This window comes from uncultured Mailhella sp. (genome assembly GCF_947631555.1).
GTDB lineage: Bacteria > Desulfobacterota > Desulfovibrionia > Desulfovibrionales > Desulfovibrionaceae > Mailhella.
The window spans coordinates 1-11,741 of sequence record NZ_CANRLT010000076.1 but is presented as its reverse complement, the minus strand read 5'-3'; the positions used below and the strand labels follow the sequence as shown (position 1 = coordinate 11,741).

The following is an 11,741-nucleotide window of genomic DNA, read 5'->3' as shown; positions in this document are numbered from 1 at the left end:
ACCGTGCCGCTCCCAGCGGCGGTGTTGCTTTATGCAACTTTCTCTTCCGCCTGTCAACAACTTTCTGCAAAGTTTTTTCACTTTTCAAAAAAGCCCTTCCAGACCCGCCCCCAGTGCCTCCGGCTTCCGCCCCAGCACTCAGCGCGTTTTGTGAATATGCACTTTCACCTCAGGCTTGTCAATCAGTTTTTTCTCCGCATGGAAAAAATTCCCGCTTTTTTGGGATAACGCGGCAGATTTCTTCTTTTTTTCTTTTCAAAAAATTTTCTGGGAACGCCTTCAAAAGACGTGGCGCAGTATCGCACTCGGGAGCGAGCCAAAATTTCGGTACGAAAAAGGAGGGGGAAAGCCCCCTCCTCTTCTGAATGCTTTTGGAGTTATTCTTGCAGACCGGCTCCGGTCAAGGCCAGAACCGGACGGCTTACGGATGGTTGTGGAACTTGTCCTTCATGGCGTCGGAACCGCCGTGGCAGGGGGCGCAGTCCATGTTACCCTTCTGGATATCGGACATCTTTTCCTTGCCGTGGCAGGTGGTGCAGCCGGTCACGGATTCCTGCTTGCCGAGGGCGCCCTTCCAGTCCTTGCCACCGTCGATCTTGGCGTTTAGGATCTCAATGGCCTTGCGGCTCACGTCGGCAGTGATGCGGCCGCAGCGCTCGCTGCGTTCCGTACTGTTGGCCGCGAGCTTGGTCGTGAACGACCAGCGGGACACGGAAACGTGGCACAGGACGGAGTGGGACACGCTGGTCGGCAGATCACCCTTGAAGCCCTGGGCGGCGTCGCCGGGTTGGTAGATGGGGAAGGCCGTCTGTTCATACCAGCGGAACAGCTCGTTGACCATGGGCGTGGCTTCCTTGCGGGGATAGAACACGGCGAAGGCCATGGCCGCACCGGCAAGTGCGCCGCAGATGGTGCCCCAGTCGGACATGCCGCCCTTGAAGGCTTCCATCATGGTGAAGGGGAAGCAGTTGTACGGAGCGCCGTACTTTTCGGCCATCGTGCCGACGATGCTGTAAAACACACCGTAACCGCAGCCGTAGCCCTTGTACCAGTACCCCTGATAGGCAACGGAAGCAGCCGTGGCAATGTCGTCAATCTTTTTCGGAGTCCAACCGAATTCCCCGCCCATCTGAGCGAAGTGGCCGTTTTTGCCTTCCGACATGGCGGGAGCGGCAGGCGCGGCGATCACGCTGCCGGACATGGCGGCGAGAGATCCGCCGACGAACAGGCCGCCCATAGCGCCCAACATGGCTCTTCTGCTGTAATCCATAACATCCTCCGAGGTAGAAGTGACAGCCCGCAGGCCTTTTCATGCTCAAAAAACGTAGGTAAGGGCAGTATGTGCCGAAAAGAACTTTTTTGTCAATGGAAAAACGGCTTCGGCCTTGAGGTTGAACCTTTTTCAGGCATCGGAAAAGGCAAAAGCATACATCCTTCGCTGCCGGACGGCGCGAGCGGGTGCGAGCAGATAGTGAAGGCAGTGCACAATCGGACTTTGCCTGCGAACATGGTTACGCCGCCGGAGCGGGGTAATCGCGCAGCCTGGGTATGACGCGAAGGAACAGGGAAAGCACCTTTTCGGCGTTGGCGCGGGCCACGGCAAGTATGGCTTCCCAGGTCACAGCGTCGTCTTCCTTCCAGGAATCGTAATCCGTGCTCATGGCCACAGCTGCGTAGGGCAGGCCCAGTTCGTTGGCCATGATCGCTTCCGTGGCCACGCTCATGTTGATGATGTCCGCGCCCCAGGACCGGAACATGCGCGATTCCGCCCGCGTGGAAAAACGCGGCCCCTCGATGGTGACCAAGGTGCCGCGCTCGTGAAAGCGGCAGCCAAGCGCCTGAAGCTCCTCCGCCATGATGCGCCGGAGCCGGGCATCAAAGGGTTCGGGCATGGCCGTATGACGGGGATTGCCCGGCTCGAAGGACTCGAAAAAGCTCAGGGCACGGGATCGGGTGAAGTCGATGAACTGGTCGGGAAGCACCAGATCCCCGCGGCCTATCTCCTCGCGCAGGGAACCCACGGCGGTGCTGGCAAGAACACAGGAACAGCCCGCTTCCCTCAGCGCCCAGATGTTGGCGCGGTAGTTCACCTGCGACGGGGGAATGGTGTGTTCGCGGCCATGCCGGGCCAGCAGTGCCACCGGGACGCCGCCGATCTCGCCCTCCCGGAGCGTGGACGAAGGCCGCCCCCAGGGGGTGTCCAGGGAGATGTCCCGCGGAGCTTCAAAAATGGCCGGATCGTCCAGACCGCTGCCGCCGATGATGCCAACCTTGCCGGTCATGTTCTGCCCTCTTTATCTGCCGAGTTTAGCTTACGGGAAAGCCGCCGCGTGTGCATCCCGTACACTCCTTGCCGGAAGCGCTTGTGAACGCACAAAAAAAACCTCGTGCTGAATAAGCCGGAAAAAATCTGCCAGGCGCATCCTGTGCACACATGGAAAGACCGAACCTTTCCGCCCGGCCTGTGGCTGCCCGTTCAGGCCTGTCAGTTCCCGATGATCTCGAAGCGATCCACGTCGATTTCGGGCTTTTTAAAGAGATCCTTCTCTACCTCGCCGTACAGCCGCACGGTCACGCGCGGGGAAAGGACACGGCCGGCAAAGATCTCATCGTCGATGTTGACCTCGATCTGCCCCGTAGGATCTTCAAACAGAAAATGTTCGTGCTTGGGCGGACTGGCGACAACGCGGCCTTCCAGAATGCAGGGAGTGTCGTCTCCGGCTTTCAGGGCTTGAGCCACCGTGGTGACATCCGCCTGACCCAGGGCGGCCCGTTGAAACCGCCCTGTCCGTTCTGGGGCGCGGCCGCGGCGGGAAGGCAAAGAATCAGGCTGAACAAAAACGCTGCAAAAATCCGGCGCATGGGAACGAACCTCCTTTAGTTTTGTTCCAAGTATAAAGGGAGAACTCAGGACAGACAAGTCTTTTCTGCCGCGGTGAAATGTTTCAATCCACAGTCACCCCCGTCCGCCGACTGACTCCGCAACCGACTGCCCCGTTTCGGCGGCGTGACCATGTTCGCAGGCAGAGCCTGACGTTCGCGCCGTCCGGCAGCTAGGGAAGTGTGTTTTTTGCCTTTCGCTTCCTTAGACCGCCGGAGGCACGCGCGGCAGCGCGTTTGGAGCGACGCCCCCGCGACCTTACCCGCTCGCCGGCCGCAAGGAAACACAACGGGCGAAGCCCGATTGTGCGCGGCCTGCTCGCTATCAGCGGCGCACGCGCCGCGCCGTCCGGCGGTTAATGGAAAGCCGGCATGGAGGCGGGCGAGGAGCGGAACTAAGGACACACGAGGCGCGCCCGCGACTTACCCCGCTTCGGCGGCGTGACCATGTTCGCAGGCAAAGCCTGACGAACACGCCGCCTCCGCTATCAGCTCGCTGACGCTCGCGCCTCCGGCGGTTAGGGACGTGGCCGAAGGATGTCTTTGCCGAACTGGAAGTTCGGCTGTCTTTAAGCGTTTTTCCGGCAGGAAAAACAAGATGCCTTTTGCCTTGCCTTCCCCGCTTCAGCAGGGGATGTAGCCCTGGGCCAGCATGGCGAGAAGGTCGCGCATATGTTCCACGCCGGGCGCGTAGAGCAGGAAGCCGTCCTGATGGCCGGTCATGGCGATGACGCCGTCGGCGGGATGCGCCCGCACCAGGGCGGCCACGCTGAGGGCCATGGCCGGGGTGCCGTAGGCTGCGCCGGGATCCGTGGCCGGGGCTTTGCCCGCAAGAAGCTGTTCGTACAGCCCGCGGTGATGCGCGTGTACCACGCAGCCGATGCCCGGAGCCGCGCCGTAGACCGCGGCGTGGGTCATGGACTCAGAGCTTGCGCGCGCAGGTCCGCAGGACCAGACGGTGTTCCCCACGATGTCGCAGCGACTGACCAGCGCGTAGTGTTCCGGCGTGAGCCTGGGGATGTGGCCCGTGGCCGTGGCCGAAATGACGAAGGCTCCCTCCTCTCCGGCGCGCAGGGAGACGTTGCCGAAGCCCACGCCGTTTTCCAGCGCTCCCACAAGTCCGGCCTTCACGAGGTCGGAACGCAGGTCGTTCAGTGCCTGCCACTGGGGGTGGCCGGGGGCCGGGCCGTCCTCATGGATGAGGCGGTATTTCACATAACCTTCGCCGTTCATGGCTGCTCCGCTTTCGTGCTTTTCCGGCGTCTTCTTTCCTGAACTTCCGCACCGCTCAGGCAAATTCCGGGAACAACCCCATAATGCCCGCTTCCGAGGCCGGGCTTATGCCCCTCTCCGTGATCAGTCCCGTGATGAGCCGCGCCGGGGTCACGTCAAAGGCCCAGTTCCGGGCCGATGCCGCCTCCGGGCAGATGAGCACCTCTTCAGGCCCGTGAGCGGAAAGCCCGGGCACGAAGCGCACTTCCTCCGGGCTGCGTTCCTCGATGGGGATTTCGGCCATGCCATCGCGCAGGGCGGGGTCAAGGGTGGTGGACGGCAGGGCCACATAGAAGGGCACACCGTTGTCCGCGGCGGCCAGTGCCTTCAAATACGTCCCGATCTTGTTGGCGGCGTCGCCCCAGCGGGTCACGCGATCCGCGCCGGTGAGGACGAGATCCACCATGCCGTGCTGCATGAGGTGGCCCCCGGCGTTGTCCGCGATGATGTCGCAGGGGACGCCGTGGCAGCCCAGTTCCCAGGCCGTGAGCCGTGCGCCCTGATTGCGCGGACGGGTTTCGTCCACCCAGACGTGGACGGGGATGCCCGCGTCAAAGGCCGCGTACACGGGAGAAAGCGCCGAACCGTAATCCACGAAGGCCAGCCAGCCGGCGTTGCAGTGGGTGAGAATCTCCACCGGCTTTCCCGGCTTGCGCGCGGCGATCTCACGGATCAGCTCCAGACCGAACGTTCCGATGCGGCGGCAGGCTTCGGCGTCCTCGCCGGCCACGGTCTGCGCTTCGGCCAGAGCCGCGGGGATGGCTTCAGTCTGCGCCTTGCCCGCAATGGCCCGAGCCTGGCGTTCCAGCGCCCGGAAAAGATTGCCCGCCGTGGGGCGTGTGGAACGCAGCGCCGCAAAACTCCGTTCCATGAATGCGGCAAAATTCCCCGCCGGAGCCGTGCGCGCGGCGAGCCACACGCCATAGGCCGCGGTCGCCCCGATAAGCCCGGCTCCGCGTACCTGCATGTCGCGTATGGCCTGGCACACGTCCCCGCAGCTTGAGAGTTCCAGCGTCTGAAAAGCATGGGGCAGCGCCGTCTGATCGATGATGAACAGACGTTCGTTCCCGGCCTCGCCTTCCGTCCAGATGGTGCGGTAATGCCGCCCGTTCACGTTCATCAAAACCCTCAGCGGATACGTAGTTCAAGGGAGTTGCGGTCCAGCGGAACCAGCGTTACCTCGCCGGTGGTCTTCATATCGAAGACCAACCGCGTCTTGTCCTCATGATAGCCCACGCGCACGGCTCGGATAAGCCTGTTGCTGGGCACATGGGGCAGTTCGAGCTTCCACTTTCCGGCAAGGTCAAGAATCACGCGGTCCGGCTCGCGCAGTTCGGAACAGTGCCCGACGAGGGCGGCGTTGGCCTGAAGCACCAGCTTGATGAGACTGCCGCGCATGACAAAGCGGGCGGAAGTGATTTCCCGGACAAAGGAATCTTCAGGAGCCGCCGTTTCCGTGTCATGGACTGCGGCCGCCTCAGCCGCGGGCGCAGCTGCTTCCGGCCGCCCGGCACCTGCAGAGGCTTCCGCCGTGACTGCGGCAGCCGAGGCGACAGCCGTTTCCGAGGCGGCAGTCGGTTCTGTGGAAACCGCCGCTGTGTCTGTGGAAGCGGTAAGAGCCGCTGCCGCAGGAGAATCCGCTGCCGTGCCGGGAGCGGCGGATTCAGCGGATGCAGGCGTTTCGGCGGACGCGGCAGGCGTTTCCGGCTCTGCGGGCACGGCTTCTGGCAGGGTGTTTGAAGAAGCCGCAGGACTGGCCGCAGACGTTGCTGCGGGAACCGAAGCAGCCGGCGCCGCGGGAGTGCTGCTTTCCGCCGAAGCCGTAGGTATGGGAGCAGAAGGGGCGGCGGGCCTGGCGGCTTCGTCCCGGGCGGGCTTTGGCTTCGCGGACGCGGCGCTCGCTGTCTTCTCTGCCGGAGATGCCGCAGCGCTCGCCGCCTTTGCCGGAGCGGGGGAACGCCTAGCCGGCGCAGCGGTTTTTGGCCGCGGGACACTCTCCCGTGCTGCCTCCGCTGAGGCTGCGGGCGCGGGGACAGACAGAGTGTACCTTCTCTCCGTCTCTCCCCCTGAAACGGCAGGTGCCGGCAGACTGGACAGCTTGCCGGAAACTTCCCGGCCGACCTGTCTGGATGTGCCCGTCTCTTCCTGAACTAGACAGCAAATGCCTACCGTCACGCACAGCATGACGGCGGCCGAACCCACAAGACATAGCGTTCTGCTCATAAAGCTCCTTATCGCCGAACCCGGCGGGATTCTTTTCTCCCTGCCATGTATAGCCGAGTTTCGGAAAAAAGCAATGTTGTGCTTTACGCGTTGTGCATGGCTGCTGCCAGTGAATTGCATTTCCCTACCTTAACTGCCGAAGGCACACGCGACAGCGCGGTTGGAGCGACGCCCCGCGACCTTCCCCGCTCCGGCGGTCTAAGGAAGGAGTTGACAAAAACGCCAAGCCGGTAGAATCCTTTCCGTAACACTTCCCCTGCGGGAAGACGCTGCCCGCAGGCTGCCATGCCAGTCTGCGAGCGGCTCTGGATGAAGTATGCACGAACTCTCTCTCATGGCCGGCGTCATGGACCTGGCCCGGCAGGAACTGGAACGCCACGGAGCGTCGCGTCTCACCTTGATGCGGTTGCGCTTCGGGGAGCTGGATCAGGTTCTGCCCGACGCTCTGCGCATGGCCTTTGCCGCCATGACCGCAGGCACGAGCTGGGAAGGGGCGCGGCTGGAGCTGGAAGAAGAGCCGCTGGAGCTCTCCTGCCCGCTGTGCGGTCACCGCTTCCGGCCCGGCGCACGCTCCGCCCTGTATGCGCCCTGCCCGTCCTGTGGCGAGACTACCGGCTTTGGCGTCGTCCGGGGAGAGGGCGTTTTTCTCGACCATCTGGAAGCGGAATAGCCCGAGGTGTTATGGAAATTCCTGTCGTCCGCAATGTCCTGGAAGCCAACGACCGCATCGCGGCACGTCTGCGCGGCGAATTTGCCCGGCGCGGCATTCTGGCGCTCAACCTCATCAGTTCCCCCGGTTCGGGCAAGACTTCCCTGCTCGAACGCACGCTTTCCGACCTGGCCGGAGAATTTCGCATGGCCGTCATCGAAGGCGACCTGCAAACCGACAACGACGCCCGCCGCGTAGCCGCTTCCGGGGCCGCCGCCGTGCAGATCAATACCGATGGCGGCTGTCATCTGGACAGCAGCATGGTCAGCGAGGCACTGCTTTCCCTGGATCTGGACGGGCTGGACATCCTGTTCATCGAAAACGTGGGCAACCTGGTCTGTCCCACGGAATTTGACTGCGGCGAAGACGCGAAGATCGCCCTGCTCAGTGTCACCGAAGGCGACGACAAACCGGAGAAATACCCCTACCTCTTCCACAAGGCCAAAGCCCTGCTGCTGAACAAGATCGACCTGCTGCCCTATGTGGACTTCGACACGGCCCGCGCCCGCGCCTGCGCCTCGGCGCTGAACCCGGGGCTTGCCGTCATGGAGCTTTCCTGCAGAAGCCGCGAAGGGCTTGACCTCTGGTACGGCTGGCTGCGTGCCGCTGTGCGCAAAAAACGGGAGGGCGGTACGCTCTGACCCCTGTCACCTCGGCACCCCTGTCCCCACGGTTCATTATTTAAGGATACGCCCATGCAAGCACTGTTCCGCGCCCTGCCCTCCGCAGACGCCTGCCTCGCCCTTCTGGAACGCAGCTTTCCCGAAGCCGCCCACGACACGCTGCTCGCCTGCTGCCGCGGCGTCCTCGATGATCTGCGCGCCGCCGTGCGCGAAAGGCGCGTCACCTCGCCGGAAGAACTGAGCCTGCCCGCCATCTCCGGCCTGCTCCGCGCTTCTGCCGCGCGTGCCTGCGCGCCGCGCCTGCGCCGCGTGCTCAACGGGGCGGGAGTGGTGGTGCACACCAACCTTGGCCGTTCCACCCTGGCCCGCGAAGCACAGGAGGCCGTGGCTCTTGCCGCAAGGGACTACTGCAATCTTGAATTTGACCTCGACAGCGGCGAACGGGGCAGCCGTACCGCGCTGGTGGAGGGCCTGATCTGCGAACTCACCGGCGCTGAAGCCGCGCTCGTGGTGAACAACAACGCCGCAGCCGTGCTGCTCATGCTGGATACCCTGTGCAAGGGCGGGGAGGCCGTGCTTTCCCGCGGGCAGCTCGTGGAGATCGGCGGCAGCTTCCGCATCCCGGACGTGATGGTCCGCAGCGGCGCCATCCTGCGCGAAGTGGGAACCACCAACCGCACACACCTTTCCGACTACGCTGAAGCCATCAACGAACAGACCCGCGCCGTGCTCTGGGTGCATCCTTCCAATTTCCGCGTCATCGGCTTCCACAGCGCCGTGTCCCCGGCGGAGCTGGCCGGACTTGCCCACAGCCGCGGTCTGCCCCTGCTGGAAGATCTGGGCAGCGGCAGCCTGCTCGACCTCTCGCCCTGGGGCCTGCGCGACGAACCCGCCGTGCCCGGTGTGCTGCGCTCCGGCGTGGACGTGGTCACCTTCTCAGGTGACAAGGTTCTCGGCGGCCCGCAGGCTGGCATCATCGCCGGCAAAAAGCGCTTCCTGGACGCCATGAAGAAAAACCAGCTTCTGCGCGCCCTGCGCTGCGGCAAGCTCACCCTCGCCGCACTGGAAGCAACCCTGCGCCTCTACCGCGACCCGGAAAGGGCGTGCCGCTCCATCCCCACCCTGCGCCGTCTGACCATGCGCTGCGAGGTCCTGCACGCACGGGCGGAAGCACTGCTCGCCCTCCTTGCCCCCGCCCTCGGCGGACTGGCCGAAGTGCGGCTTGAGGACGGGGAATCCCGTGTGGGCGGCGGGGCCTTCCCCGAACAGGGCCTGCCCACAGAGCTGGTCTCTGTCCGCCCCCTGGAGATGAGCGCCGCGGCGCTGCGGGCGCGGCTTCTCGCCGGCGATCCGCCGCTCATCGGGCGGCTGGAACATGACTGGTTCCAGATCGACCCCCGCACCCTTGAAGATGAAGATTTTCCCGACGTGACCCGCGTACTCGGAGAAGCGCTCTCCCCGCGCGCCGCGTCTGACCATACAGCTTGAAGAGGTTCTCATGGATGGACTTGAATCCGTTTCCCGCTCCGGCTGGGAAACGTACCGCGCCCCGGAACAGCGCCGGGCCATGGACGAACTGGCCCGCGCTTACATCCGCTTCCTTTCCGACTGCAAAACCGAACGCGAAGCCGCGGCAGGAGCTGTGGCCGCCCTTGAAGCCGCGGGCTTTTCCGAAGGCTTTGCCAGCGGCCGCGCCTGGAAATCTCTGCACGGCAAGGCCGTGTTTGCCGCCCGCCGCGGACGCCGCCCGCTTTCCGAAGGTGTACGCCTCATCAGCGCCCACACGGACAGCCCCCGCCTTGACCTCAAGCAGCGGCCGCTCATCGAACAGGCGGGCGTGGGACAGGCCAAGACCCATTACTACGGCGGACTGCGCAAATACCAGTGGTTTGCCCGCCCGCTGGCCCTGCACGGCGTCATCGTCAAGACGGACGGCCGCGTGATCCCCGTGCGCCTCGGCGAAGACGACTCCGACCCTGTGTTCACCGTGGCCGATCTTTTGCCGCACCTCGCCCACAAGGACAGCTCTCTCAAGCTCTCCGATGCCTTCGATGCCGAAAAGCTGAACGTCATCCTCGGGCACGAGCCGGTGCTCAAGGGTGAAGACGGCAGAGAGGCCCCCAAGGAACCCGTCCGGGCGCGTATGCTCGAACTGCTCCACGAAGCCTACAGTATCCGTGAGGACGACCTCATCTCCGCGGAGCTGGAAGCCGTGCCCGCAGGCCCTGCCCGCTTTGTGGGACTTGACCGCGGCATCATCGGCGGCTACGGCCAGGACGACCGCATCTGCGTGTACACGGCCCTTTCCGCCTTCCTCGAAGCCGAAGACCCAGAGTACACCACCTGCCTCATCTTCTGGGACAAGGAGGAAATCGGCTCGGACGGCTCCACCGGCGCCAGCTCCCGCTTCTTTGAATACTGCATGGAAGACATGGCCGCGGCCTGGGAACCCGCCACAGCCGTGCGCACCATCATGATGCACACCCGCGCCCTGTCCGGCGACGTCCACGCCGCGGTGGACCCGGACTGGCAGGATCGCCACGAACTCAAGAACGCCGCCTTCTTCGGCAAGGGCCTGGCCTTCTGCAAGTTCACCGGCTCCCGCGGCAAATACGGTGCCAATGACGCCCACCCCGAATACCTGGGCTGGGTGCGCTCCGTCCTCGACGCCCGAAATATTCCGTGGCAGATGGCCGAACTCGGTAAGGTGGACGTGGGCGGCGGCGGTACCGTGGCACTCTTCCTCGCGGCCTACGGCATGGACGTGGTAGATGCCGGGCCCGCCCTCCTCGGCATGCACAGCCCCTTTGAACTCTCCTCCGTCCCCGACCTCTACGCCGCAAAACTCGCCTACCGCGCCTTCTTCGAGGCCGAATAACGGGGGGGGACTGGGGTCACCCGCTCCGCCGGAAAGAACCTTCCCCCGTTTCCCCCGTGGCCCTGCGCTTCCGCCGTTTTGGCAAGCACTCTGCCCCTCCCCCCACACAACAAGAGCGGGGAAGGTCTCAAACCTCAAAGGAATTTTTGATGAGCAAAGAATACGATCCGCGTATGCACACGGCGGAACACACCCTGAGCGGCGTACTTATCCGGCGCTACGGCTGCCCCCGCTGCTTTTCCACGCACATCAACGCCGGAAAATCCAAGGTCGATTTTCACTTTCCCCACGATCTCACGCCGGAGGAAGTGGACTCCATCACCAGGGAGGTGAACGAAATCCTTGCCCGCGATCTCCCCGTCACGGCACGCGACATGCCCCGCGACGAGGCCGCAAGGCGCTACAACCTCTCGCGCCTGCCCGAAAGCGCGGGCGACACCCTGCGCATCGTCTTCATCGGCGACCCGGACAAGCCCGAAACCGTGGTCGACTCCTGCCCCTGCATCGGCGAACACGTTGCGCATACCGCAGAATGCGGAACCTTCGTCTGGGTGTCCCACGAGTGGAAGCCAGACAGCGGCGGTGTGCTGCGCATACGCTTCAAGCTCGCCTGAAGCCCGTCCCCTGGCCTCGCGCCCCCGCCCCACGGGGGCTTTTTTTTGCCCACGCCGAGGGAAAGATCCCACGTCTACGGAATTCATAAAAATCCGCAAAGAAGATCGGACAGATGCGACCTTCCGGAAATAGCCATCTTTTCATCTTTGCGGTTTGCGCCCACGGTCTTCGGATTGGATACACTCTGCCCCGAGGAGCATGGCTCCTGCCAAGGAGGCAAAACTTCCCCGGCTTCGGCACATTGCCCTGAAGGACTGCCTTGTTTGCTCTTTCTTCATGGGCAAACGGCGCGTACGCTCTCCAGCTGTTGTCACATTTTTCCTCATGGATTCTTTATAAGGAGAACGCGTATGGCCTGCCGCCGTCCGTCGGGCTTCTCCCTGAGCCTGCCGTTTCTGCCGGTGAAGCAAAACAGCAGGCGCAGGCAGCCTGACAGTCCTAATGTTGATGACTTTGTCGCCCGCATCTATCTGCCGCATGTGCAGGTTCGCAAGCGCAGCTGGAGCGTGGATGAACGCATCGCCCGCCAGTACATATCCCC

Annotated in this window: 13 protein-coding genes and 1 pseudogene; 8 read left to right on the top strand and 6 right to left on the bottom strand. The window is 63.7% G+C overall.

Going from position 1 to position 11,741, the window contains the following annotated elements; genetic code table 11:
- A partial coding sequence (locus Q0Z94_RS09610; protein ID WP_298069165.1) for a hypothetical protein occupies positions 1 to 365 on the top strand: 365 nt, incomplete at its 5' end.
- Positions 366 to 421: 56 nt separating this feature from the next.
- Here the strand turns inward: Q0Z94_RS09610 and Q0Z94_RS09605 are convergent.
- From Q0Z94_RS09605 to Q0Z94_RS09580, 6 genes are all read right to left on the bottom strand, one after another.
- Positions 422 to 1,270, bottom strand: a complete 849-nt coding sequence (locus Q0Z94_RS09605; protein WP_298069163.1) for a C-GCAxxG-C-C family protein — start codon at positions 1,268 to 1,270, stop codon at positions 422 to 424.
- A 241-nt stretch (positions 1,271 to 1,511) separates the two neighbouring features.
- On the bottom strand, positions 1,512 to 2,282 hold the full coding sequence (gene mtnP, locus Q0Z94_RS09600) for an S-methyl-5'-thioadenosine phosphorylase (protein WP_298069161.1): 771 nt from the start codon (positions 2,280 to 2,282) through the stop codon (positions 1,512 to 1,514).
- A 203-nt stretch (positions 2,283 to 2,485) separates the two neighbouring features.
- Complete coding sequence (locus Q0Z94_RS09595; RefSeq protein WP_298069159.1) at positions 2,486 to 2,821, bottom strand: NirD/YgiW/YdeI family stress tolerance protein; 336 nt, start codon at positions 2,819 to 2,821, stop codon at positions 2,486 to 2,488.
- Between the two features lie 683 nt (positions 2,822 to 3,504).
- Entirely contained in the window at positions 3,505 to 4,113 is a 609-nt protein-coding gene (locus Q0Z94_RS09590) for a class II aldolase/adducin family protein (protein WP_298069158.1), read from the bottom strand.
- A gap of 55 nt (positions 4,114 to 4,168) precedes the next feature.
- Positions 4,169 to 5,272 carry an S-methyl-5-thioribose-1-phosphate isomerase gene (gene mtnA / locus Q0Z94_RS09585; RefSeq protein WP_298069156.1) on the bottom strand — a complete coding sequence of 368 codons (1,104 nt, stop codon included), beginning with the start codon at positions 5,270 to 5,272 and terminating at the stop codon, positions 4,169 to 4,171.
- 8 nt (positions 5,273 to 5,280) lie between these two features.
- Entirely contained in the window at positions 5,281 to 5,871 is a 591-nt protein-coding gene (locus tag Q0Z94_RS09580) for an AMIN domain-containing protein (protein WP_298069154.1), read from the bottom strand.
- Between the two features lie 13 nt (positions 5,872 to 5,884).
- On the opposite strand from Q0Z94_RS09580, the gene Q0Z94_RS09575 reads away from it, so the two are divergent.
- The 7 genes and pseudogenes from Q0Z94_RS09575 to Q0Z94_RS09545 all read left to right on the top strand — a co-directional run.
- Positions 5,885 to 6,301: a hypothetical protein gene (locus Q0Z94_RS09575; protein WP_298069152.1), complete on the top strand. Its 417-nt coding sequence runs from the start codon at positions 5,885 to 5,887 to the stop codon at positions 6,299 to 6,301.
- 390 nt (positions 6,302 to 6,691) lie between these two features.
- The gene (locus tag Q0Z94_RS09570) at positions 6,692 to 7,045 is read left to right on the top strand and encodes a hydrogenase maturation nickel metallochaperone HypA (RefSeq protein ID WP_298069150.1); all 354 of its coding nucleotides are present in this window, start codon (positions 6,692 to 6,694) and stop codon (positions 7,043 to 7,045) included.
- Positions 7,046 to 7,056: 11 nt separating this feature from the next.
- Positions 7,057 to 7,725: a hydrogenase nickel incorporation protein HypB gene (hypB, locus tag Q0Z94_RS09565; RefSeq protein ID WP_298069148.1), complete on the top strand. Its 669-nt coding sequence runs from the start codon at positions 7,057 to 7,059 to the stop codon at positions 7,723 to 7,725.
- Positions 7,726 to 7,779: 54 nt separating this feature from the next.
- Positions 7,780 to 9,195, top strand: a complete 1,416-nt coding sequence (gene selA / locus Q0Z94_RS09560; protein ID WP_298069147.1) for an L-seryl-tRNA(Sec) selenium transferase — start codon at positions 7,780 to 7,782, stop codon at positions 9,193 to 9,195.
- Between the two features lie 10 nt (positions 9,196 to 9,205).
- Positions 9,206 to 10,585, top strand: coding sequence for an aminopeptidase (locus tag Q0Z94_RS09555; protein WP_298069145.1), 1,380 nt, complete (start codon positions 9,206 to 9,208; stop codon positions 10,583 to 10,585).
- 149 nt (positions 10,586 to 10,734) lie between these two features.
- Positions 10,735 to 11,199, top strand: coding sequence for a hypothetical protein (locus Q0Z94_RS09550; RefSeq protein ID WP_298069142.1), 465 nt, complete (start codon positions 10,735 to 10,737; stop codon positions 11,197 to 11,199).
- 351 nt (positions 11,200 to 11,550) lie between these two features.
- Positions 11,551 to 11,741, top strand: a pseudogene (locus Q0Z94_RS09545) (site-specific integrase); the annotation flags it as partial.

Excerpts from the sequence above, each read along its gene's own strand:
- Q0Z94_RS09605 (WP_298069163.1), bottom strand. The coding sequence starts at position 1,270 with ATGGATTACAGCAGAAGAGCCATGTTGGGCGCTATGGGCGGCCTGTTC.
- hypB (WP_298069148.1), top strand. The coding sequence starts at position 7,057 with ATGGAAATTCCTGTCGTCCGCAATGTCCTGGAAGCCAACGACCGCATC.
- Q0Z94_RS09550 (WP_298069142.1), top strand. The coding sequence starts at position 10,735 with ATGAGCAAAGAATACGATCCGCGTATGCACACGGCGGAACACACCCTG.
- Q0Z94_RS09590 (WP_298069158.1), bottom strand. The coding sequence starts at position 4,113 with ATGAACGGCGAAGGTTATGTGAAATACCGCCTCATCCATGAGGACGGC.
- mtnP (WP_298069161.1), bottom strand. The coding sequence starts at position 2,282 with ATGACCGGCAAGGTTGGCATCATCGGCGGCAGCGGTCTGGACGATCCG.
- mtnA (WP_298069156.1), bottom strand. The coding sequence starts at position 5,272 with ATGAACGTGAACGGGCGGCATTACCGCACCATCTGGACGGAAGGCGAG.
- Q0Z94_RS09570 (WP_298069150.1), top strand. The coding sequence starts at position 6,692 with ATGCACGAACTCTCTCTCATGGCCGGCGTCATGGACCTGGCCCGGCAG.
- selA (WP_298069147.1), top strand. The coding sequence starts at position 7,780 with ATGCAAGCACTGTTCCGCGCCCTGCCCTCCGCAGACGCCTGCCTCGCC.
- Q0Z94_RS09555 (WP_298069145.1), top strand. The coding sequence starts at position 9,206 with ATGGATGGACTTGAATCCGTTTCCCGCTCCGGCTGGGAAACGTACCGC.